The sequence below is a fragment of the Phycisphaeraceae bacterium genome (genome assembly GCA_015709595.1).
GTDB lineage: Bacteria > Planctomycetota > Phycisphaerae > Phycisphaerales > SM1A02 > CAADGA01.
Genome location: CP054178.1, coordinates 3,642,763 through 3,667,552, shown reverse-complemented (window position 1 = coordinate 3,667,552; position 24,790 = coordinate 3,642,763). Strand labels below are relative to the sequence as shown.

Genomic DNA, 24,790 nt, shown 5'->3' with positions numbered 1-24,790 from the left:
TCGCGAACGGCACGTGCCCGGTCATCCCGGAATGACAGTCGAACCGCCACTTTGGCAGTCTGTTCCGAACCGTGAGGAGCGGCGATCCGTCAGTCGATCTCCGCTTCGGCCGGCTCCGGCTCCACGGGGCCGGGCACCCGATCGAGCATCGGATCACGTTTCACTTCGAACGACTGGGTGAACTCCTGATCGCCCACCTTCAGCACCGCGGTGTACGTGCCGGGCGGCACGGTCTGGGCCCGCCCGCCGCGTCGCCCGCCCGGCTGGCCTCCGCCCTGGGCGGCGCCCGGCGCGGGATCACCTTGGAAGTTCCAGTACACTCGGTGCAGGCCCTGACCGGTGGGCGCCTCGAGCGAACGAATCACCCGTCCGCTGGCGTCGCGGATCGTGAGTGTGATGGCGCCCCGTTCCACGGCGGACTTCAGGTGGTACGACACCGCCGCACCGTACGGCCCGTTGGGGCCGTTGAACAGCCGGTTGCCCGACCATCCCTCATTGCTGTAGAAGTTCCACTGATAGGCGTCCTCGATGGTGAACAGGTGGGCGGGCTTGCCCAGCACCTCGGCCGAGAGTTCCTGGATCGGGCCGATGTCCACGATGAAGAAGCCGCGCCCGTGCGTGCCCAGCGCCAGGTCACGGTCGCGCGGGTGGATGACGAGATCATGCACGGCGATCGTCGGCAGGCCGTTCTTCAGCCGCGTCCATGTGGCGCCGCGATCAATGGAGACGTGACAGCCGAGGTCCGTGCCAACCCAGAGGACGTTGGGGTTGCGAGGATCTTCGCGGATCACGTTGACGGGCTCATGGGGCAGCCCGCCGGAGATGAGTTCCCAGTTCTGGCCCTTGTTGCGCGTGGCGTAGATGAAGGGGCGGAAGTCATCCTCGCGGTATCCCGTGAAGGAGACGTACGCCACGTTCACGTCGTGCCTCGACAGTTCGACGCGGCTGACCCACCAGTTGCTGGGCGCGCCGGGGAAGCGTCCGGCCAGATTGGTCCAGGTGATCCCCCCGTCCTGGCTCATCTGCACCAGCCCGTCGTCGGTGCCCACCAGCAGAAGGTTGGGATCAATGGGTGATTCGGCGATGGTGGTGATGGTGCAGTGCGGCACGTTGCCCTTGATCTTCTCCGCGTCGGCGGTGGTGAGATCGGGGCTGACCTGCGGCCAGGTGTCGCCGCGGTTCCACGACTTGAACAGCTTGTTCCCGCCGAAGTAGATGATGCCGGGGTTGTGCGTGGACATCAGGATCGGCGAGGACCAGTTGTAGCGGTCCGGGTTGTTGCGGTCGGTCTGAGGCGGACGGATGGAGCGGGACTGCCAGGTCCGCTTGTCGAGGCGGAAGATCACGCCGAACTGCGACTCGCCGAAGACGATATTGGAGTCGAAGGGGTCGATCTGGGCGTAGAAGCCGTCGCCGCCGCCCACGCGGTACCACTCGGAGGCGCCGATGCCGCGGAAGGACTTGGAGACCGACGGCCCGCCCCAGGTGCCGTTGTCCTGGGTTCCGCCATAGATGTGATATGGAATCTGCATGTCCACCGCCACGGTGTAGAACTGGGCGAGTGGAATGTTGTTGTAGTGGTCCCAGGTGGCGCCGCGGTCGTAACTGATGGCCAGTCCGCCGTCGTTGCCCAGCACGAGACGATCCAGATCGCCGGGGCCGATCTCCAGCGCGTGATGATCCACGTGCACGGAGGCGGCGGCGTTCATGTTCCAGGTCTTGCCGCCGTCATCCGAGGCGTACATGGGCACGCCCAGCACGTAGATGCGGTTCTCATCCGTCGGGGCGACTCGGATCTGCCCGTAGTAGTAGGGGGGGTCGCCCCCGATCGGGCGGGTGTTCTGCTTGGTCCAGGTGGCGCCGCCGTCGTTGCTGCGGTAGATGGATCCGCCCACGATGCGCGGTTGCCCCTGCTGGGCGCGGGGCGGCTCGGCGCCGAGCCGCATGCGGATCGTCCGTTCCTCGCCGTCTCGGGTGTAGACGATCTCGATTTCATCGGCGGGCGTCTTGTTGCCCAGCGCGCGGATCAGGTTCCAGACGCTGGTCATCTCCTCGCCCGCGAGACGGGAGATCACGTCGCCTACCTGCAGTCCCGCGCGGGCCGCGTTGCTGTTTTCGGTGACGGTCGTCACGCGGAAGCCGGAATCGGTGAAGTCGCCCCAGAAGCCCAGCATGGGGCGCGCGGCGGACTGTTCCTGCGGCGCCGGATTGAAGTCAGCCACCGTGGCGTAAACGATGTCCGGATTCTTCGGGTAGATCGCCAGGCCGATTCGCCCGATGTCGCCCGAAGGCAGGCCACCGGCCAGCCGCGTCCAGGTGGCGCCGGCGTCGGTGGACTTCCAGATGGCGCTGCCGGGGCCGGACTCGATCAGGTGCCAGGGGCGGCGGATGCGCTCGTAGGTCGCCGCGTACACCGTGCTCGGATTCCGCGGATCAATGGCGACTTCAGTGGCGCCGACGCGTTCGCTCACCCACAGCACCCGCTGCCAGGTCTTGCCGCCGTCGGCGGTCTTGAACAATCCGCGTTCTTCGTTGTCGGAATAGAGGCGCCCCATGGCGGCGACGTACACCACGTCGGAGTTGGAGGGGTCAATGGCGATGCGCGCGATGTGGTGGCTGTCGCGCAGGCCCACGTTGGTCCACGTCTTGCCGCCGTCGGTGGTCTTGTAGACCCCATCGCCCCAGTAGGAGGAGCGCTGATTGTTGGCCTCGCCCGTGCCGACCCAGATGGTGTCGGGGTTCTTCTGATCGACGGCGATGTCGCCGATCGAGATGGTGCCCTCGTGCTGGAAGATGCATTCCCACGTGGTGCCGTTGTTCGTGGTGCGGAAGAGCCCGCCCGAGGCCGCGGCGACGAAGATGGTGTGGGGGCGACCCTCCACCAGCGACAGATCGGTGATGCGCCCGCCGAACACCGTGGGACCGATCTCGCGGAAGGCGAAATCCTTGAGCACGTTGTCGGGCAGCGACTGAGCGCCAGCGCCCAGGCCCGTGGCAAGCACGGCGGCGGAGGCAAACAGGGCAATCGTGCGGTGGAAATGGGCAAGAGCGATTCGTCGCAGCGTCATCAGATCACCTTCTCACCCCGGTCTACGCGGAAAAATGCCCCCGAGACAGGGGCGATGTGATACGTTGTCAAGCGCCGACTCGTTTCCGTCCCGGGCGCTCGCCGAGCCGCCTGCATTTCTATGCCGGGCGCGTAACGATGGATGCAACGTCGGCAAAAGAGTCGTGGTATTCCACTGCCCGTGCCGCGATTGGTGGGATCGGCACGGCCAAGCCCCGACTTCGCGCCGACTTGTCACCGGAATCGCCCACCGGGAGCCCGTCCGATCATGCGTCTTCATCGGAACCTTGCGTGCGCCGTTCTTGGCGCCCTGTTCGTCCTGCAGGTGGTTCATGCTCCCGGCTTGGTGCTGGCCGCCGATAACCAGATCGCGGCGGCGATCGCCGAACCGGCGCTGCCGCCCGCCTGGGCGAGCGCGATTCGCTGGCGCTCGATCGGTCCGGCCAACATGTCCGGTCGCATCGGCGCGTTGGCCGTCTACGAGGCGGATCCCATGACCTACTGGGTCGGAACGGCCTCGGGCGGTCTGCTCAAGACCACCAACGCCGGCACGACTTATGAGCATCAGTTCGATCGTGAGACCACGGTGTCGATCGGCGACGTGGCGGTGGCCGCGTCCGACCCCAGCATCGTCTGGGTCGGCACCGGCGAGAAGCGGCCCCGCAACAGCGTGTCGTACGGCGACGGCGTCTACAAGTCCACCGATGGCGGCAAGACCTGGACCAACATGGGGCTGAGGGACTCCTTCCAGATCGGCAAGGTCATCATCCATCCGACCGACCCGAACATCGTCTACGTGGGCGCGCTGGGCCGTCTCTACGGACCCAACGAGGAGCGCGGGCTCTACAAGACCACGGATGGCGGCAAGTCGTGGGAACGCATCCTCTACGTGGACGACAAGACCGGCGTGGTGGACGTGGACATGCATCCCACCGATCCGCAGACGCTCTGGGCCGCCACCTACGAGCGCGAACGCGACCTCTACGACACCAACGACCCCTCGAAGAAGTGGGGGCCGGGGGGCGGCATCTGGAAGACCACCGACGGCGGCAAGACCTGGAAGCGGCTCACGCAGGGATTGCCCACCGTGCAGATCGGACGCGTCGGCGTCGACGTGTATCGCAAGAACCCCGACGTGCTCTATGCCGTGGTCGAAAGCGAGCGCATCACCCAGCTCCCGCCCGACACCGCCTTCATGGGCATGTCAGGCGAGAACGCCGAAGTCGGCGCCCGGCTTACCTCCATCACCGCCAACGGCCCTTCGGACAAGGCGGGACTGAAGACCGGCGACATCATCATCGCCATGAACGATGAGCGGATCGGCTCGTACGCCGACCTGACCCGCGCCATCCGGCAGCAGCGCGCCGGCGACACCGTCACCTTCGAGTACGTTCGTGACCGCCAGTTCGGCAAGGCGGAAGTGACCTTCACGAAGCGCGAGGGGGCGCTCACCGAGCAGGCCTTCTCCGGCGGGCTGGGCGGGCAGCGCGAAAACGTGCAGGACGATCAGGGTCGCGATGGGCACGAGATGGGGGGCATCTATCGCTCCGAGGACGGCGGAGAGACCTGGAAACGCATCAACTCGCTCAACCCGCGCCCCATGTACTACAGCGAACTGCGCGTAGACCCCAGCGACGACAACTATGTCTACGTGCTCGGCACCTCGCTCTACCGCTCCCGTGACGGGGGCAAGACCTTCACCGGCGACGGCGCCCGCGGCGGCGTCCATGTTGACCATCACGCCCTGTGGATCAACCCGAAGGACGGCCGCCACATGATCCTGGGCAACGACGGCGGGGTGTACGTCACCCACGACCGCATGGAGAACTGGGATCACCACAACCATGTCGCCATCGGCCAGTTCTACCACGTCGCGGTCGATCCCACGCCCTTCTACAACGTCTATGGCGGGCTTCAGGACAACGGCTCGTGGGGCGGACCCAACCGAACCCGCACCAGCACCGGCCCCGTCAACACCGACTGGATTTCCATCGGCGGCGGCGACGGCTTCGTCTGCCGCGTCGATCCCAATGATCCCAAGCAGATCTACTTTGAAAGCCAGAACGGCGGCATGGGGCGCATCCACCTCGGCACGGGTGAGCGCGGCTTCATTCGTCCGCGGGCGCAGCGGGGACAGACGTATCGCTTCAACTGGAACACGCCGTACATGCTGTCCAGCCACAACAGCCGAATCTACTACGTGGCGGGCAACTATGTCTTCAAGTCGCTCGACCGGGGCGACAACCTGCGGGTGATCTCGCCGGAGATCACGCGCACGCAGCAGGGCAGCGCCACGGCGTTCGGGGAATCGCCGCGCGATCCTGACGTGCTCTACGTGGGCACCGACTGCGGCGCGCTGTGGATGACGCGTGACGGGGGCGTCACCTGGACCGACCTGTTCTCGGGCGAGACCAAGGCCACGTCCGGCCAAGCCGCGACGCCAGCGGCCCCAGCCGGGACCGGCGCTGCCCCGCCCGCCACGGGAACCGGCGGGGGCGCCGCCGGCACGCCGGGAAGCCGAGAGGCCGCCATGCTGCGCCAGATGATCGGGCGCATGGACGCCAACAACGACGGCAAGCTGCAACGGGACGAAGTGCCGCAGCAGATGCGGGCCCTCTTCGACCGCGTGGACGCCAACAAGGACGGCGTGATCGACGACTCGGAACTCGCCGCCCTGGCCGGTGGAGGCGACCAGCCGGCCGCGCCGGCCTCCGGCGATCCGGTCACGGGCACGTGGAAGTCGCGCCTGGTCGGCGCAGGCATCCCCGCCGAGGCCAGTGAGTTCACGCTCACCCTGACGCTCGCGGCGGACAACTCCGTCAAGGGCCGCTTCGAGTCGCCCACCATGAAGGGTGATTCCACCGAGGGAACATTCGACCGCTCCAGCGGCGCCCTGACCATGACGTTCAATCTCGATCGCGGCGCCGTGAAGCTCACCGGCGCCATTCGCAACGGCGTCATCAGCGGCAGCATGGATGTCGCCAGCGGTCTGCTGCAGATCCGCTTCGAAGGCCGCAAGGAAGGCGGAGCGGAGGCGCCGGCCGCCTCCACTGCGTCGCGTGGTGGCGGCGGACGCACCGGAAGCGGTGCGGCGACCGCACCGCCTGCGACGACGCCGCCTCCCGCCGCGCCGCCAACGCCTCCCACCCCGCCCCCCGCGCCCCCGGCTGATCCGGTGAGCGGCACGTGGGATGCGGAACTGGTGAGCGATCAGATTCCCCCCGGCGCCGGCGCCTTCACCATGAAACTGAAACTGGAGAGCGGCAACCGCGTCACGGGCACCGTTTCTTCGTCCCAGGGTGACGGCACGATCCGCGAGGGTTCCTTCGATGCGGCGCGAGGCATGGTGCGCGCCGTCATCGCCACCGGCGACGCCGACATCGTGCTCACCGGCACGATCAAGGATGGCGCGATGACCGGCGACGTGTCCATCGGCGATGGCGCGTTCACCGCCGGCTTCAAGGCCAGGAAGTCGGGCGAGCCGGCCCTGCTGCTCCAGCCGATTTCCAGCGAACCGCTGTCGCTGGCGTTCGACGACGTGGTGTCAGGCGAGTGGACGGGCCGCTTCGTCTCCGATGACATGCCGCCCGACGCCGGCGCGTTCACCATGAAGCTCGCGCTGGGCGAGGGCGGCAAGGTGACCGGCACGTACACCTCGCGATTCGGCGACAACGCCATCGAGTCCGGCTCATTCAACGCCGAAACCGGGGATCTCAAGATCGCCTTCTCCACCGGGCGCGGCGAGGGCACGATCGAAGGCAAGATCGCCGATGGCAAGTTCACCGGCACACTGACCGCGGGCGGGGGACAGTTCACCATTCCCGTGGAAGCCGCGCGAACCGCGCCCGCGGCGCCTTCAACGCCCCCCGCGGCCGCGGCTCCAGCCGCGCCGGCTCCCCGTCCCGCGCCCGCCGCACAGCCCGCGCCGCCCGACGGCCCGGCCTCCATCGACAAACTGCTCCCCAAGCGCATGTGCGTCAGCGCCATCGAGCCCTCGCGATACGTGGACGGCCGCGTCTATGTCACGTTCGACGGCCATCGCTCGGACAACGATGAGGCGTGGGTCTTCGTGAGCGAGGACTACGGGCGCACGTGGAAGCCGATCCGCCAGGGTCTGCCGCGCGGATCGACGCGCGTCATCCGCGAGGACATCCAGAATCCTGATGTCCTGTACCTTGGCACCGAGTTCTCGGCGTTCGCCTCGGTCGATCGCGGCGCCACCTGGACCAGGATCAACAACAACCTGCCCACCGTGGCGGTGCATGAGTTCGCCCAGCATCCGACCTCGGGCGAGATCGTGGCCGGTACGCACGGGCGCAGTCTGTGGATCGCCGACGTGACCCCCATCCGCCAGATGACCCAGGAGGCCCGCGCCGCGGCCGCCCACCTGTATCGTCCCACCACCGCGATCATGTGGCGCAGCGAGCCGGCCCGCGGCGCCAGCGGAACGCGGCGCTTCATCGGCGAGAACCCGCCCACGGGCGTCCCCATCTATTACTCGCTCACCAAGCGGCCGCAGTCGATCTCGCTCACCATCGAGGAGCTCGATGGTCGCGTACTGCGTGAACTGTCAGCGGCGACGGAGCCGGGGCTCTACCGAGTCCTCTGGGATTTCCGCCGCGCCCCCCAGCAGCCGCAGGGCGGCCCCGGCGGAGCGGGCGGCGGCGCCGGGCGAGGCGGTGGTGGCGGCGGTGGCGGTGGGGCCGGTGCAGCGCTCCCGCCCGGACGATACCGCGTCGTCCTCACTGTCGATGGCAACCGCCTCACGCAGGAACTCAACGTAGTCGGCGATCCGGACTACCCGGACGTGTTCCGAGCCATCCGCTCGCAGGAACAGTTCGAGGAGGCGTGGAACGCCTTCCGGCGCGAGCTGCGCGGCGAGGGCGAGTTCGCCGAGCAGCGGGAGGTCATCCACCACTGACCGAACGATGAATGGACTCGTGAACACCACGCGGCCAGGGCACACGCCGGTCACGTGGGACGCGCGTACGCCGGCTCGTTGCCCGGCTTCCACTTGATGTTGCAGCCGATGCTGGGCTTCTGATCCCTGCTCACGGGTCGCCCCGCGATCAGCGCTTCCAGCGCAGCGCGCAGGTCCGCGCCCGTGACGGGCAGCCCGTTCTTCGGCCGGCTGTCATCGAACTGCCCGCGGTAGACCAGCCGATCCGACCCATCGAACACGAAGAAGTCCGGGGTGCAGGCGGCGTGAAACGCGGCCGCGACCTGCTGCGAGGCGTCGACAAGGTACGGGAAGATGTATCCCGCGGCCCGCGCCTCTTCAAGCATCTTCGCCGGGCTGTCGTCCGGGTGCGTCGAGGCATCGTTGCTGTTGATGCCGACGAATCCGACGCCCTTTGGCCCATACTCGCGGGCGACCGAGGCGATGGCGTCGCGCAGGTGCTTGACGAACGGGCAGTGATTGCAGATGAACATCACCACCGTGCCCCTTGGGCCTCGAACTTGCGTGTGCGAATGCATCCTGCCGGTGGGGTCGGGTAGTGAGAACGCGGGCATGGGCGTACCCAGCGCGAGCATGGTGGACGGTGTGGCTGGCATATGGCAGTTCTCCGGCTCTCCAGCGTCGTGATCTTCCGTGGCCGCCCGCTGCAAAGCAGCCGTGGCTCACGAACATGGAACATAGTACGGCGTGGCAGGTGCTGGAGGAGCGGATTGATGATGACTGGTCGCCTTCCGGGGGGACCGTGGACCGCCACGTCCAGCACGTGTGGGGGGGGGCGGTCCGGGGGTACATCGATGACATCATCCTCCACCGCGAGGATGGCAACGTCGACGGGGACTACAACGACTCGTTCGACTCGACCTGGTACCACCTGACCGACCCGCAGTTCAGCACCGTGGCGATCCTGGATCTGTCGGGCGCGGTGATCGAGCGGGTGTCGTATGACGCCTGGGGCGAGCCGCGGCACCACCCCAAGCACGACTTCGATGGGGATGGTGACTTCGACCAGGACGATGCGGAGGCGCTGGATGACCTGATCGTTTCCGGGGGCGGCAGCGTGCCGATCACGAACGCGAAGTACCGCGCCGAGATGGACATCGACCGGGACGGCGAGGTGGACTCGACGGACCAGACGCTGCGGGGCGTGGGAGGCAGGTGGCCACTGAGGGGACGGGCGCCTCTCACGAGGCATCGCGCCCGATGATGTTGTATGACTCTCGCTCGCCCCGGCCGCGCAGCGGGTAGTCCTTACGCAGAGGGTGGGCGGGGAAGTCCTTCCACATCAGAATCCGGCGCAGGTCCGGGTGGTTGCGGAAGCGGATGCCGAACATGTCGTACGCTTCTCGCTCGCGCCACTCCGCGCCGGGCCACAGGTCGCAGACGGAGTCGACGATGAGCGCGGGGTCCGGCTCGATGCCCGTGGTGTCGATGGACGGGTCGAGAAACGTCTTGACAGTCAGCCGCTGATCGTGCCTGTGGCTGTTCAAGAGCCACACAACCGCGAAGCGGCCAATGGTCTTCGCCGGGTAGCCGAGGTAGTCCACCGCGGTCACGTCCGTGAGCATGTTGAAGTCGCACGCCGGGTCATCGCGCAGGAAGCGCAGGATGGCGTGGGCGTCCCTCGGTTCGACAATGAGCGTGGTCTGGCCGCGAAACTCCGTCGCCCGGAGTTTCGCCTGAGGGAACGCCTGCTTCACTCGCGGCAGGGCGGGATGGTCGAGCGTTGGCGTCTTGGTGGTCATGCGGCAGTTCCGTCAAGGAGAGCGGGGAAGTGTAGACGGGCGGAAGGCGGAAGTGGTCGGCATCCGTCGGTTCTCGGTAGTCGGTGCTGTGTTGCGGAACGGAGTCATCAACTCTCGGTCAGGCCTCTTCAGCGCTCCACCGGGGCTTGCAGACCCGGCCCGCCGCACGACATGCAGCCCCGGCGCCAGTCGCTTCACCCCGACCCCTCCGCGATCTGGTGCTTCCGCGCCAGCCCGTCCCCGGCCCGTCACCCTTCGCCTAGCCACGCCAGCTGTTTCTCCACGTCCCCGTCCGGCAGCACGATGGGCGTGCCTGGGCGCACGTGGTCACGGATCAGTCCGCGCAGCAGTCCGCGCGGCATGACGCCGGTTCCCAGCGGCCGCGGGACGAGCGGCTCGTCCGGGTCGGTCGGCGGCGACACGTCGTGCAGGAAGACCATGCTCGCCGACGGGCCGAGCACCTCGAACGATCGCGACAGGTGGTCGGCCAGATCCGTCAGCATCGGCGTTTCGAGCAGTGACATCGGCGCAAACGCCAGCCCGACCGCATCGGCGTGCTCGCGCAGCAGCGTTGCGCAGGATGGGATGTCGCTGAGCAGGTGGCGGGCGTGCGGGCGCAGCAGGATGCCGCTGGCGTGATCGACCGACGCAAGCCGCGTCAGAACGTCGTGCAGCGCCTTGCGTCCCGGCGCCATCCAGTTGCGCGGGTCGCCTTCGAAGAGCGTCGGTGCGAGCGTGCCCGACCAGCGGACCACGGGTGCGTGAGGCAAGCCGGGCGGAGCGGGCGGCGGGGGGGTGGTCACCGGGTTGCCATGCCATGCCAACGCGGCCGAAGCACCGCTTTCAAGGGTCACGATCAGCGTCCACGGATTCGTCCCGGGCACTTTCGACGTCGTTTCGACACGTTCGATGCACCAGTGCATGCGGGGCATCGTAGTCGGGACGGCTCACCGCTTGCGCGATGTTCTGGCCCGCTCGACACCCCATCGTCCGGGCGTATACTTCGCCGCACGCCCAGGTGGCGAAATTGGCAGACGCGCCAGCTTGAGGTGCTGGTGGGAGTAAAATCCCTTGGAGGTTCGAGTCCTCTCCTGGGCACTGGCCGAAAGACAAGCCCACGGACAATCGTCCGTGGGCTTGTGTGTTTCCGGCCTCTCTCCAGTGCCGGAGTAGTTCGTCACCGGTGAAGCGTGGTCAGTCGACCACCAGTTTCACCTGGTCGAAGAACGAATCGAACTGGAAGGCGAACACCGGCACCACCACGATGTGCTTGATGGTGAGCCGGATGTCGCCCGAGCCATTGATGAAGTTTCCGGCGGGAATGCTCTCGATCGTCACCGGCGTCTCGGTCTGACCGATGGCGTACGAGCCGACCATGTTGTACTGGCTGGCGTTCCAGTTCCACAACCGCACCTGGGCCGTGCCGGAGGTGTGGCTGATGCGCGACTCGATGGTCAGGTCGATGGAACTGGGCGAGGGCACGCCGCTGTTGGCGTCCACCCGCATGGTCATGTTGTGCAGGTCGGTGAAGGTGGAGCCGAAGCCGGATCGGGTGCGCACGCGCTGGTCATCGGAGTTCACCAGGTCGGCCAGCGTGCCGGAGGTGAGCGACCCGACGAGCACCTGGAAGCCGGTCAGTTCCGCCACCGGCTCGTTGATGATGACCGCCTCGACCAGGAAGGCGTCCACCGCCGCCTCGGTCACCGAGTCGTTGGGGTTGTCCACCGCGTTGAAGCGGAAGCGCATCTGGTTGGTGAGCGGAAGGATCTCGTGCATCCAGAACTCGCGATGAATCCAGGAAGTGCCCTGGTGGGGAACGTCCTCCATGGTGGTCCAGGTGGAGCCGCCGTCATTGGACACCTGCACGGTGAACCGGTCGGTCACGCCGTTCTGGCTGTAGAACCAGCGGGCGTAGGACACGCGGTAGCTGCAGTGCTGGGACATGTCGATGATGGGCGAGATGAGCCGCGTTGGTCCGCCGTCCACGTCGCTGTTGCCCGTGCGGTTGGCGGTGAGGTAGCAGGCGCCGGAGCCGTCGAAGTCGAAGCGTGGATCTCCTCGTGAACCGTCGCCCACCGGCACCCCGCGCTCCCACGCGCCGTCGGTCAGGTTTTCATTGGTCACCGTCCAGCCCTGGTTGGTCTGGAAGTTGTCGGAGAAGACGACTTCCAGCGCCGAGCCGACCCGTGCGACGAAGAAGGTGGCCGGCGCGTCGAGCGGGTCGGACACCACCTGGCTGGTGGTGGTTTCCGCGGTGAAGTAGTAGCGGATGCGCTGCCCGCAGGTTCCCCCGGGGATGATCGCCTCATACTCGTGGTTGCCGATCTCCTGCATGGGCACGGTCTGGAAGCCGCCGCCCGTGTCCACATGCAGCAGGCCCGTGCCCGGCTGCGGCTGGCTGCGGAGCGGCAGAACGCGCACGCGGATGGTGGCCCCCTGCGAGGGGTCGATCAGCGCCGGGCGGCCGTCCGGGTACTCAAACACCAGGTGAGGCAGGGGCGGCCCCGGCATGTTGTGATCGCTGAAGCCCTGGTTGATCTCGTCGTAGTGGGGGGTGCCGTTGTTGAGGTTGCTGTCGTCGTCGTCCAGCGTGAGGTAGTGAATGGTGATGTCAGGGCGGATGGTGGTGTCGCCGGGGGTGCGCAGCAACGTCGAGTTGAGCGCCAGGTTGCTGATGATGTCGTGATAGGTCTGGGGATTGGTCTGCTGGAGATAGGCGCGTGTGCTCCACACGCAACCGGAGATCAGCTGGCCGCAGGAGTGGATCGCGCTGCCGCAGGATGAGCATCCGCTGGTCTGGTACTGGCAGTTGTTGGCGGCGTTCCGGATGCCGCTGTTGCAGTTGTTCTGAAAACCGATGCCCAGCCGGGGATCGCGCGTCAGCAGGGCGGCCACCACGTCGGACTGTCCCTCGCCGTACGCCCCCTGTCCGCTGCCGGAGCGATTGACGATGTGGTGACCGTACTCGTGGTAGACGACGCTGGAGAAGCCGGTGTTGGCGCAGCTGCCGCCGGAGGTGTAGAAGTTGATGGAGCTGCCGTTGTAGAACGCGTTGCAGTTCTGGGTGATGTTGACGTTGATCCGGAACTCCTGCTGAGTGGGGATCGTCGGGTACTGCGGGTTGTAGAAGACCACCCAGTCGCGCACGATGTTGGAGTGCAGGTAGGTGTTGACCTCGGAGCGCAACTGCTCGGTGGCGTTGGCGGCGTTGAACAGGAAGTTCGCCGGTCCCGGAGGCACGACGTTCATGCTCAACTGCTCGGGCGGAGCGTTGTTGGGGTTGAAGACCCGGAACCACCGTCCTCGCACTTCCGTCGTCAGCGTGACTTCGGTTGTACCCGAGTGAGGAATGACGAAGTCGCCGTTCACGTCGGCGAAGTAGTTCTGGCCGTTCAGCACCACCCGGGCGTAGGGCATGCCCATGGGCACTTCCGGCCCGCAGATGTCCGCCCCGTTGCCCTGCGTGGCGTTGCCCTGCACGCTGCCCACGATATCGGTCACTTCGTGGACCTCGCTCTCGGAGTAGAGGATCTCGCCCGTTCCCGCGTGGGCCACAAAGAGCCGCTTGCGGTAGGTCGCGGGGTCGCCGCTGTCGAACTCCAGTGAGAACACCACCGCGACCGCGGGCTCCACCACCATGCCGTCCAGTCCCGCCCAGATGACCGTCTGAGGCGCGCCCACGACCTGACCCTCGAAGCCCAGCACGCGCCTGGCGTTGCGGAGCATCCGCTGCGTCACGCGCTGCGCGTTGACCTGGCCGTTGCCTTCGTCACCGGCCATGCCGCCGACCTGATTGCCTGGGTCGAATCCGCGCAGATCGCGCAGACCATAGTTGCCCATGACGACCGGGTAGTCGGCCTCGTTGCGAACCAGTACGACCAGCCCGCTGCGGAAGACGGGAATCCCCCGTCGAAACTGGCCGTAGTTGATCGCGGTGAACTTGAACGTGCCGCGATCATGCTCGAACATGACCGGTTGAATGGGGTCGATCCCATCCGCCTTCGGCGCCATGACGAGATCACCGATGTCAAAGCCAGGCAGGGCGCCATGCCGCGCCACGAAGCGATCAGCGCTTTCCAGCGGGTTCCGTCCGGTTGCGAGAGGCACCCCGTACACCAGGCCGAGCTTGCCGTCCTCGTGGTGATAGAACCGCACCCCCGGGGCCTCGTTCATCAGGTCGGTCAGACGGGAGTCCGAGCCGATCATCTGGGCGGAGAAGGTGAACGCGGGAACCATCGCCAGCAGGGTCGCCGCGACGGTCAGGGATCGTCGTCGATGCATGAAACGCCTCCGGTCTCTCTCTCATCTGGTGGGCCAGGAATGAACCGCTCCCCCGCCCCCGACCCCCGCACGCCCCTGTCCCAACGCCCCACCCACAACCCCGCGTCCCTCCACGACACCATACTCGGAATCCGCACCCGGTGCGCCCCCTTCTTTGCGCGCTTTGCGGGATTGGTTACAGAACATCCGGCCATCTTGCCCGTCTTCACAGGGCGGGTCGTGATTCGGCCTCTTCCAATTCACCACGCACGATTCCGTGGACTTGAGGTACACTGGGCAAGCCGCGTCACCTGCGCGCCATCCCATTGCGTGGAGCACTCCATGAACCGTCTGATCGGCTGTCTTGCCGCTTTCGTGCTGCTGGTTGTGTCAGCAGGCGCTCCGGCGCCGGCATTCGCCCAGGATGAGCCGCAGCGTTTCGACGGGCACAAGGTCGTCCGCACCACGCTCACCAGTCGCCGCCAACTCGACCGCATGCTCGAGATCAGCCCGGACGTGTGGAGCGAAGCCATCGGGCTGGGCACGGTGGACTTCCGTATCCCGCCCGAGCGGATGGATGACCTCCAGCGCAGCGGCATCCCCTACCAGATTCTCATTGATGACGTACAGGTTCTCATCGACCTGGAGCGAGGCGGCCTCGGGGGGAACAGAGGGGGCGGGGGGGCCAACCCTCTCAACCCCGATGGCGGCTGGTTCACCGCCTACAAGACCTACGACGAGGTGAACGCCTACCTCGATGAACTGGCGGCTCTCGAACCGGGTATCGCGCAGACCTTTCAGGTCGGCACCTCGCTTGAGGGTCGGCCCATTCGCGGCCTCCGCATCGCGGGCGCCGGGCAGAACAAGCCCGGCTTCCTGATCCAGGGCTGCCAGCACGCCCGCGAGTGGATCGCGGTGATGGTGCCCATGTACCTCGCCGACCGGCTCATCCGCACCTATCAGACCGACGCCGTCGTGCAACGACTCGTCGATCGGGTCGAGTTCGTCATCGTGCCCATCGTCAACCCGGACGGCTACGTCTACACCTGGACCACCAACCGCATGTGGCGCAAGAACCGTCGCGACAACGGGGGCGGGACGTTCGGCGTGGACCTGAACCGCAACTGGAGCTTCGGCTGGGGCGGGAATGATGGTTCCTCCGGCAACCCCGGCAGCGACACCTACCGCGGCCCGGCGCCCTTCTCCGAGCCGGAATCCACCGCGATGCGTGATTTCATCCTGGCCAACCCCCATCTCAAGACCCACCTCGACATCCACTCCTACAGCCAGCTCCTGCTGGCGCCGTGGGGGTACAAGACCGAGCTGCCGCCCGATCACGCCCTGTTCCAGCAACTCGGGGCGCAGATGCAGGAGGCCATCCGGGCCGTGCATGGACGGACGTACGTCCACGGTCCCGCCGCCAGCACGCTGTACATCGCGTCCGGCATCGCGCCCGACTACGCCTACGGCGAGCGCGGCATCATCGGCTTCACCTTCGAGCTGCGTGACACCGGGCAGTTTGGCTTCGTGCTCCCACCCGACCAGATCATCCCCAACGGCGAGGAGATCGTGCCCGCCATTGATGTGCTTGCCGAGCGGCTGGCGCGCCGAATCGAGTTTACGTATCCCAACGGGCTTCCCGACATCATCGCCTCCGACACGCCCACGCCCATCGAGGTGGAGGTCAAGGCCGTCAACGGGGCCGTTCTTGACCCGGCGCGGGTGCGCGTCTTCTCGCGCATCGGGAGCGGCGAGTTCCAGTCCACGCAGATGACCCACCTGGGCGGCGACCGCTTCGAGGCCGTTCTGCCGCCCGTCCCCTGCGGCCAGAGGGTGGAGTACTACTTCCGCGGGCGCACCGTGGCGGGCGATTTCGACTTCGCGCCCCTCAACGCCCCCGGCTCCTTCTTCTCCGCCGACGCCTGGGCCGTGGTGGGGCTGGTCTTCAGCGACGACTTCCAGACCGACCAGGGCTGGACCGTGGTCAACGAGAACCTGACCGACGGCGCCTGGGAGCGCGGCGTGCCCGCCGGCGACGGCAGCCGCGGCGACCCGGTCTCCGACTTCGACGGCTCCGGCGCCTGCTACCTCACCGGCAACCGGGCCGGCAACAGCGACGTGGATGGCGGGCCCACGCGGCTCATCTCGCCGCGCTTCGACCTCTCGGGCGAGGGCGACCACTTCATCTCCTACGCCCGCTGGTTCACCAACGATGACCGCGACATCGACCGGCTGGACACGCACCTGTCCAACGATGACGGCCAGACCTGGACGCTCATCGACAGCGTGGGCCACTTCGACGGCTGGCAGGCGCACCGCTTCCGGGTGCAGGACTTCCTTTCGCCCACCAGCCAGATGCGAATCCGCTTCAGCGCCACCGACAACCCCAACGACTCGGTGACGGAGGCGGCCATCGACGCCGTGACCGTGGAGACCTTCGCCTGCGCCAACACCACGGTCATCAACGCGGTGGTGTCGCGGGGCACGCTGATCTCCGGCTCGTTCGAGGATCTGCACGCCTCGGATGATGCGGCCATGCGGGTGAAGAGCGGCTTCGGGCAGACCTTCACCGATCTGCACAGCATGTTCCTGCGCGTGGAAGGGCAGACCAGTGCGGTGAACCCCACCACGGTGGATGTGCGCATCGAGACCCGCATCAGCCACCAGACGGGGATCGGGCGGGTGATGCTGCAGAACTGGAACACCAGCCTGTTCGAGCAGGTGGGCAGCTACGCCGTGGGTCAGACGGATGTCATCACCAACGTGAACGGGCTGGACGCGGCGAAGTACGTGCGGACCAGCGACGGCCGCGTGCGCCTGCAGATCCGCCACATCGTGGTGGTGCCGGTGTTCGCCTTCACGTTCGACACCTGGGTCGATCACGTGCGGTTTGTGGTGCGGTAGCGTTGTCGGCTCTCGGAACCCGGAACACCCCCGGAACACCCCCGGAACACTCCCGGCACGCCAGCGCGCGGTTCGGCTCGCGGAATCAGCCCGCTTTACACCGCTGGCCGAGCGATTCTCGCCTCCAACCGCTCACACACCTGCGGCCATTCCGACGCCAGCACACTGTACATCACGGTGTCGCGGATGGTGCCGTCCTTGCGGGCGGCGTGGTGGCGGATGACGCCGTCCTTCTTCGCGCCCAGCCGCTCGATGGCCCGCTGGCTGGTGGTGTTGAGGATGTCGGTCCGCAGCCCGACCACACCGCAGCCGAGGGTGTCGAACGCGTGGGTGAGGAGCAGCAGTTTGCACGAGGTGTTGACATGCGTGCGCTGCCAGCGCCTGGCGTACCAGGTGTAGCCGATCTCCACCCGCCGCGCCGCGGGGATGATGTCGTGGTAGCGCGTGGAGCCGATGATGTCGCCGGTGGTGAGTTCGCGCACGGCCCACGGCAGCATGCCGCCGGTTGTGTGGCCGGACAGGGCGAGCCGCTGGCCTTCGAGCGCGGCGTCGATGTACTGCTCCACGTTTTCCGGCTCGGGCACCCAGGTGAATCGCAGTTCCCACAGCCGCCCGTCGAACGCGGCGGCGCGCAGACCGTCCGCGTGGCCGTGCGAGAGGGGTTCGAGGCGGACTTGGTGGGATTCGAGGGTGATGGGGGCGAGTCGGAGCATGCGGAGGATGATCCTACCCGGCGACATACGATCAACCGCCATGCTCACCCGTTCGACGACCGCCGCCGCCACCCGCACCGTCGCCCTCGTGGGCGCGCGCGGCCACACCGGCGCGGAACTCATTCGCCTCATCGCCGGGCACCCGCACTTTTCTTTGGCTGCCGCGACGTCGCGCGAACTGCTGGGCCGGCGCGTGGCGGACCACGTGCCCGGCTTCGTCGGCGACCTGGTGTTCGGCGACGCCTCGCCCCAGCAGATCGCGGCGGGCGGTTTTGATGTGGTCGTGCTGGCGCTGCCCAATGGCAAATCGGGGCCGTATGTGGAGGCAATTGACGCCGCGCAAAGGATCACGGGCGAGACGCCTGTGCCACTGACGCCTGTGCCACCGGACCCCGTCATCGTCGATCTCTCCGCCGACTGGCGGTTCGATGAGACAGGCCGCTGGGTGTACGGGCTGCCCGAGCACTTTCGTGATCGCATCCGCGGCGCGAAACGCATCGCCAACCCCGGCTGCTACGCCACGGGCATGCAAATGGCCCTGCGGCCCGTGATCGACCTGCTGGACGGCCCGCCCCACGTATTCGGCGTGTCGGGGTATTCCGGTGCGGGCACCACACCCTCGCCGCGCAACGACCCGGAGCGGCTGCGCGACAACCTGATGCCCTACTCGCTGAGCGGCCACACGCACGAGAAGGAAGTCACGAGACACCTCGGCCGCCCGGTGATCTTCCACCCGCACGTGGCGCCGTTCTTCCGCGGCATCACGCTGACGGTGTCGATGCGCCTTGTGTCGCCGCAGACGTTTGAGTCGCTCGCCGCCCGCTACCACGCGGCGTACGACGGCGAGCCGCTGGTGCGGTTCGTCACCGACATCCCCCTGGTGCGCGACATCGCCGGGCATCACCACGTGGAGATCGGCGGGCTGACGGTGAGCGAAAGCGGCCGCGACGCGGTGGTGGTGGCGACCATCGACAACCTGCTCAAGGGAGCGGCGACGCAGGCGATCCAGAACATGAACCTGGCGTGCGGGTTTGATGAGTTCGCGGGGATTCTGTAATCGCGGGCGGTTCGGCGATCATCCACATCCCCTGAAAACCGCGTAGGGCGAGCCGGTATAACCTGTCTCCCCGCCCGGACGCTGTCCGAACGGGGTGATCCCTGTTCCCTGGAGAGACCTCGAATGAAGATGGCTGTCCGACGTCGTTCCACCGGCTGCGTTGCCGCCGCGTGGGTGCTTGGCCTGTTCGCCGCTCCGGCCACGCTGGGGCAGGTTCAGCCCCATGCGGGCATGCTGCGGCACCCGGATGTGAGCGGGGATCACATCGTCTTCGTCTACGCCAACGACCTGTGGGTCGTGTCGCGCGATGGCGGCATGGCGACGCCGCTCGCCAGCCCGCCGGGGCCGGAGATGTTCCCCAAGTTCTCACCGGATGGAAAGACCATCGTCTTTGTGGGCAACTACGACGGGGGGCGCGACCTGTACACCATTCCCGTCACGGGCGGCGTGCCGACACGGGTGACCTATCACCCGGCTGGCGAGGCCTGGCCAGACTGGACGCCCGATGGCAGGATTCTCTTCGCCAGCAACGGGCTGGCGGGCAATCAGCGCAACGCGGAGATCTTCACCGTATCCGCCTCGGGCGGCATGCCGACGCGGCTGCCCATTCCGTACGGCTCGGCGGGGGCGATCAGCCCGGATGGCGTCTTCCTTGCGTACACGCCCTTCAACACCGACTTCCGCACCTGGAAGCGCTACCGCGGCGGCTGGGCGTCGGACATCTGGCTCTTCAACCTGCAGAACAACACGGCCAGGCAGATCACCGACTGGGAGGGCACCGACACCATCCCCATGTGGCACGGGCGGAAGGTCTACTACCTGAGCGACAACGGACCGGAGCATCGCCAGAACATCTGGGTGTACGACATCGACAGCGGGCAGCGCAAGCAGGTCACGCGCCACGCCGACTTCGACGTGAAGTTTCCTTCCATCGGACCGGGCCGCAACAACCGTGGCGAGATCGTCTACCAGTACGGTTCGCAGTTGCGGCTGCTCGACCTGGGGGATGAGCAGTCACGACAGGTCAACGTGATCATCCCCGGCGATCGTCCCACACTGCGCCCGAGACTCGTGGATGTGAGCGGCCAGGTGCAGTCGGCGGGCATCTCACCCACCGGCAAGCGCGTGGCGGTGGGGGCGCGGGGCGAGGTGTTCTCGGTCCCCGCCGAGAACGGCATCACGCGAAATCTCTCCGGGACGAGCGGCGTGTTCGAACGCTCCCCCGCCTGGAGCCCGGATGGACGCTGGATCGCGTACTTTTCAGACAAGTCGGATGAGTACGAGTTGTACGTCACCCAGTCCGATGGACAGGGAGAAACGAAGCAGCTGACCACCGGCTCCACGACGTTCTACACGTCGATGCACTGGTCGCCGGACTCGAAGCACGTGCTGATCGGCGACAAGGCGGGCAACCTGCACCTTGTCACCGTCGAGACGGGTGAACGGAAGATCATCGCCACCGACCCCTTCGCCTTCGACTTCTCCAGCAACCGCACATCATGGAGCCACGACAGCCGGTGGATCGCCTTCGCGCTGTCCACGGAGGGCCGCACCAGCGCGGTGCATCTCTACCATGTGCCGACCGGTGAACTGCACCAGGTGACGAGCGGGATGTTCATCGATTCCTTTCCCACCTTCGACCGCAAGGGCGAGTGGCTGTATTTCACCAGTTCGCGCAACTTCGCCGCAACGTACAGCGACCTCGACACCACGTGGATCTACCACAACTCGCGGGTGCTGCTGGCCGTGCCGTTGCGCGCCGACGTGAAGAACCCGTGGGCGCCGAAGAATGATGAGGAGTCGTTCAAGGCCGACAACGCAAAGCCCGAGGCCAGGGAAGGCGGCGACGCCAAGCCGTCCAACGGAGCGGCGCCTGCGGCGATCGCGGCGGATGACGGCGTCTCCGGCTCGTGGAGTTGCACGCTGACCAGCCCGCAGATGGGCGGAGCGCCGGTTTCCGTCACGCTCTCGCTCACGGTGGCGGCGGACGGGTCGATGTCGGGGTCGATGACCTCTCCGATGGGCACGGCCACGCTATCGGGCAAGCTCGACAAGGCCACTGGTTCGTTCTCCGGGACGGTGACAACCGATCAGGGACAGACCGCCACAATCGCCGGAACCATCAAGAACGGCTCCATTGAGGCATCCCTCTCCGCTGAGGGCTTCTCCGCCACCATGACCGGCTCGCGCACCGCGCCGGCAGGCGGCGGAGCGCAGGACTCGGGCGAGGAGCCCAGGACCGAGGCGAAGAAGGATGATTCCAGGGAACTGAAGATCGACCTTGAAGGGTTCGAGCAGCGGGCCATCCAGATTCAGGTGGCGCCGGGCGGGTTCTCAAACCTGGCGGTCAACGACAAGAACCAACTGCTCTACGTGCGCACGGGCTCGGGCGGTGGCGGTCCGGGTGGCGGCGGCGCGGAGATCAAGATCATCGATATCCACGCCGACGACAAGAGCGAGAAGACCGTCGCCCCCGGTTTCGGGTTCGACCTTTCCGCCGACGGCAAGAAGATTCTCGTCGGGCGCGGCGGCAATTTGACCGTCCACAACGCCGCCGCCGGGGCGGCGGGCAAGCCGGTCAACCTCTCAGCCCTCAAGGCGGAGATTGATCCCCGGGCCGAGTGGGCGCAGATCCTCGCCGACGCCTGGCGGCTCGAGCGCATCTACTTCTATGACCCCACGATGCACGGCGTGGACTGGCCGGCGATCCGCAGGCAGTACGAGGCCATGCTGGCCGACTGCGTGAACCGCGAGGACGTGGCCTACGTGATCAGCGAGATGATCTCGGAACTCAACGTCGGGCACGCCTACTACTCCGGCGGCGATGTGGAGAGTCAGCCCAGCGAGAACGTGGGCATGCTCGGCTGCGACTTCGCGCTGGAGAACGGCGCGTACCGCATCACCCGCATTCATCAGGGCGGTCCGTGGGACAGCGATGCCCGCGGTCCGCTCAGCCAGCACGGCGTCAACGTGAAGGTGGGCGACTACCTGCTCGCCGTGGACGGCGTGCCCATGGACATATCGAGGGATCCGTGGGCGCCGTTCGTCGGCAAGGCCAATCGCACCGTGCTGCTCACGATCAGCGAGAAGCCGACGAAGGACGAATCGGCCCGCGACGTGCTGGTGACGACCACCTCCAGCGAGGCCGGCTTGCGCTACCGCGCCTGGGTGGAGCAGAACCGCGCCTACGTGGAGGAGAAGACAGGCGGCCGCGTCGGCTACATCCACGTGCCCGACACCGGCATCAACGGCCAGACCAACCTGGTGCGCCAGTTCCTCGGCCAGCGGGCCAAGGAAGCCCTCATCATCGATGAGCGCTGGAACGGCGGCGGACAGATCCCCACGCGGTTCATCGAAATGCTCAACCGGCCAGTGACCAACTACTGGGCGCGGCGCGATCAGGGCGACTGGATGTGGCCGCCGGACTCGCATCAGGGCCCCAAGTGCATGCTCATCAACGGCCCGTCCGGCTCGGGCGGCGACGCCTTTCCCTACTACTTCCGCCAGGCGGGGCTGGGCAAGCTCATCGGCCGCCGCACGTGGGGCGGACTGGTCGGCATCTCCGGCACGCCCGGGCTGGTGGATGGAGGCGGCGTCACCGCGCCCACGTTCGCCTTCTACGAGACGGACGGCACCTGGGGCGTCGAAGGTCACGGCGTCGATCCGGACATCGAGGTCATCGATGACCCGTCACGCATGCTCAACGGGGCCGACCCGCAACTGGACGCCGCGATCGCCCACATGCTCGAAGAACTCAAGACCAGGAAGTACGTGAAGCCCGCCCGTCCGGCCTATCCGGACCGCAGCGGCATGGGCATCACCGAACAGGACAAATAAGCCCGCTCTCGGACAGCCGGACCTGGCCCGCTCGCACCCCCAAGCACCGGGTGGTTCGAGCGGGCTTTTTCATGGTTCACCTGTTGGGAGCATCAATCGGGTGTGGCGGGGCAGGGGCGGGGGCAGGGGTGTTCCGCCTCATCTTTCTGTGTGACGCAGGGCGTCCGCGAAACGCGGTCTGACTCGATAGCCGTTGTTTCGTGACTCAGTCGGTCAAACGCGATTCGTTCCGCCGCGGGGGGGAAGCCGACCGGAACCGGCTCCGTGTATTCCACGCCCATCCCGTGGCTGGCGACCACGCCGGCCGCGAACCCGACACAGACCGCCAATCGTCCAATCATCGCCATCCGCCCGCTCCTTCGCCCGTCCGTAACTGGGGGCAGGTGGATGGATCGAACGCCCGGTGGGCAGGATTCACCCCAGGCGTCACCCGGGAAACCGAGACGATGGGCTGCGCCGGAGAGGCAAACTCTCACTCCGGATAGCGGACAGTCCGCCGGACGCAGCGTGAGGCCAACAGGAAAACGGCGCATGGAACCGTGGGTGATGCGCCACGAGTTCGCGGGGGTTGCGGGTCATGGGATTGGTCTGATGGTTCCCATGTTCCTAGAATGATTCAAAGATGCAACTGAGTTTCAATCGCCCCGCACGTTCTGGGACGTGAAGATGACCACCACCGAGTCCACCATTCACGAGTTCACGAAGAAGGGCTATACGGCCGGGTTTGTCACGGATATCGAGGCCGACACCTTCGAACCGGGACTGGATGAGGACGTGGTCCGCCGGCTGTCCGCCGTCAAGGGTGAGCCGGAGTGGATGCTTCAGTGGCGCCTGGATGCGTTCCGTCGCTGGAAGGCGATGTCGGAGCCGCGCTGGGCGTTCATTCACTATCCCCCCATCGACTACCAGGCGGTGTCGTACTACTCCGCGCCGAAGGTGAAGAAGGGGCCCGCCTCACTCGACGAGGTGGACCCCAAGTTGCTGGAGACATACCGCAAACTGGGCATTCCGCTGGAGGAGCAGCTGGCCCTGGCGGGCGTGGCGGTGGATGCGGTATTCGACAGCGTGTCGGTGGCCACGACGTTCAAGGAGACCCTGGCGAAGGCGGGCGTGATCTTCTGTCCCATGTCCGAGGCGGTTCGTGAGCACCCGGACCTGGTTCGCAAGTACCTCGGCTCGGTGGTGCCGCCGGGAGACAACTTCTTCGCCGCCCTCAACAGCGCGGTCTTCAGCGACGGTTCGTTCGTCTACGTCCCGAAGGGCGTGACCTGTCCGATGGAGTTGTCCACGTATTTCCGCATCAACGCGTCAAAGACGGGGCAGTTCGAGCGCACGCTGATCATCGCCGATGAACGCGCGAGCGTCAGTTACCTGGAGGGCTGCACCGCCCCTATGCGCGACGAGAACCAGCTGCACGCGGCGGTGGTGGAACTCGTGGCCCTCGATGACGCCACCATCAAGTACTCCACCATTCAGAACTGGTACCCCGGCGACGAACACGGTCAGGGCGGCATCTACAACTTCGTCACCAAGCGGGGCAAGTGCCTGGGGGCTCGCAGCCGCATCTCCTGGACGCAGGTGGAGACCGGCTCGGCCATCACGTGGAAGTACCCTTCGTGCATCCTGCAGGGGGACGATTCGGTGGGCGAGTTCTACTCCGTGGCGCTGACCAACCACCGCCAGCAGGCCGACACCGGCACCAAGATGATCCACCTCGGGCGCAACACGCGCTCGACCATCATCTCCAAGGGCATCAGCGCGGGGCGCGGACAGAACACCTACCGGGGCCTGGTGCAGATCAACAAGGGCGCGGCCAACGCCCGCAACTACACCCAGTGCGATTCGATGCTCATGGGCGACCAGTGCGGAGCGCACACCTTCCCGTACATCGACGTGCGCAACCCCACCGCCAGCGTGGAGCACGAGGCCACCACCAGCAAGATCGGCGAGGACCAGATCTTCTACTGCACCCAGCGCGGCATCTCGGAGGAGGACGCCGTGTCGCTCATCGTCAACGGCTTCTGCAAGGAAGTGCTCAAGGAACTGCCCATGGAGTTCGCGGTGGAGGCGGACAAGCTGCTGTCGATTTCGCTCGAAGGATCGGTCGGGTGAACTCGATTCAGTTCACCACAGAGACACAGAGGACACGGAGGGAAAACACGATGAAACCACCGATGAACTCGGATCAACACGGATGACACTGACTGACCAGGACAGAGAAGTGCCGGGATCGAATCTGTGTTCATCCGT

At 66.6% G+C, this 24,790-nt stretch carries 12 protein-coding genes and 1 tRNA gene; 7 read left to right on the top strand and 6 right to left on the bottom strand.

Features of this window, described 5'->3' with window-relative positions:
- Window positions 1-89: 89 nt before the first annotated feature.
- Window positions 90-3,068: a PDZ domain-containing protein gene (locus tag HRU76_15490; protein ID QOJ18905.1), complete on the bottom strand. Its 2,979-nt coding sequence runs from the start codon at window positions 3,066-3,068 to the stop codon at window positions 90-92.
- Window positions 3,069-3,335: 267 nt separating this feature from the next.
- Here HRU76_15490 and HRU76_15485 point away from each other — a divergent pair, with 267 nt between their 5' ends.
- A complete protein-coding gene (locus tag HRU76_15485; protein ID QOJ18904.1) occupies window positions 3,336-7,988 on the top strand; it encodes a PDZ domain-containing protein in 4,653 nt (1,550 codons plus the stop codon).
- Window positions 7,989-8,038: 50 nt separating this feature from the next.
- Here the strand turns inward: HRU76_15485 and HRU76_15480 are convergent, their stop codons facing one another.
- Window positions 8,039-8,623 (bottom strand): thioredoxin family protein, encoded by a 585-nt coding sequence (locus tag HRU76_15480; GenBank protein QOJ18903.1) that lies wholly within the window; start codon window positions 8,621-8,623, stop codon window positions 8,039-8,041.
- A gap of 74 nt (window positions 8,624-8,697) precedes the next feature.
- On the opposite strand from HRU76_15480, the gene HRU76_15475 reads away from it, so the two are divergent.
- Window positions 8,698-9,231 carry a hypothetical protein gene (locus HRU76_15475; GenBank protein ID QOJ18902.1) on the top strand — a complete coding sequence of 178 codons (534 nt, stop codon included), beginning with the start codon at window positions 8,698-8,700 and terminating at the stop codon, window positions 9,229-9,231.
- On the opposite strand, the gene HRU76_15470 is transcribed toward HRU76_15475, so the two are convergent.
- Together HRU76_15470 and HRU76_15465 are read right to left on the bottom strand one after the other, a co-directional pair.
- Window positions 9,209-9,769, bottom strand: a complete 561-nt coding sequence (locus tag HRU76_15470; protein ID QOJ18901.1) for an NADH-quinone oxidoreductase subunit C — start codon at window positions 9,767-9,769, stop codon at window positions 9,209-9,211. The two genes, HRU76_15475 and HRU76_15470, sit on opposite strands and share 23 nt — an antisense overlap.
- A gap of 248 nt (window positions 9,770-10,017) precedes the next feature.
- Window positions 10,018-10,692 (bottom strand): hypothetical protein, encoded by a 675-nt coding sequence (locus tag HRU76_15465; protein QOJ18900.1) that lies wholly within the window; start codon window positions 10,690-10,692, stop codon window positions 10,018-10,020.
- 89 nt (window positions 10,693-10,781) lie between these two features.
- Between HRU76_15465 and HRU76_15460 the strand changes: the two genes are divergently transcribed.
- Window positions 10,782-10,867: transfer RNA gene (locus tag HRU76_15460), tRNA-Leu, on the top strand.
- 96 nt (window positions 10,868-10,963) lie between these two features.
- Here the strand turns inward: HRU76_15460 and HRU76_15455 are convergent.
- On the bottom strand, window positions 10,964-14,050 hold the full coding sequence (locus HRU76_15455) for a hypothetical protein (protein QOJ18899.1): 3,087 nt from the start codon (window positions 14,048-14,050) through the stop codon (window positions 10,964-10,966).
- Between the two features lie 321 nt (window positions 14,051-14,371).
- Between HRU76_15455 and HRU76_15450 the strand changes: the two genes are divergently transcribed.
- Window positions 14,372-16,933 carry a hypothetical protein gene (locus HRU76_15450; GenBank protein QOJ18898.1) on the top strand — a complete coding sequence of 854 codons (2,562 nt, stop codon included), beginning with the start codon at window positions 14,372-14,374 and terminating at the stop codon, window positions 16,931-16,933.
- A 95-nt stretch (window positions 16,934-17,028) separates the two neighbouring features.
- Here HRU76_15450 and HRU76_15445 read toward each other — a convergent pair whose 3' ends face one another.
- Window positions 17,029-17,646, bottom strand: a complete 618-nt coding sequence (locus HRU76_15445) for a GNAT family N-acetyltransferase (protein QOJ18897.1) — start codon at window positions 17,644-17,646, stop codon at window positions 17,029-17,031.
- Between the two features lie 40 nt (window positions 17,647-17,686).
- Between HRU76_15445 and HRU76_15440 the strand changes: the two genes are divergently transcribed.
- From HRU76_15440 to sufB, 3 genes are all read left to right on the top strand, one after another.
- A complete protein-coding gene (locus HRU76_15440) occupies window positions 17,687-18,703 on the top strand; it encodes an N-acetyl-gamma-glutamyl-phosphate reductase (GenBank protein ID QOJ18896.1) in 1,017 nt (338 codons plus the stop codon).
- 123 nt (window positions 18,704-18,826) lie between these two features.
- Window positions 18,827-22,540: a PD40 domain-containing protein gene (locus HRU76_15435; protein ID QOJ18895.1), complete on the top strand. Its 3,714-nt coding sequence runs from the start codon at window positions 18,827-18,829 to the stop codon at window positions 22,538-22,540.
- 666 nt (window positions 22,541-23,206) lie between these two features.
- Entirely contained in the window at window positions 23,207-24,652 is a 1,446-nt protein-coding gene (gene sufB, locus HRU76_15430; GenBank protein ID QOJ18894.1) for a Fe-S cluster assembly protein SufB, read from the top strand.
- Window positions 24,653-24,790 lie beyond the last annotated feature (138 nt).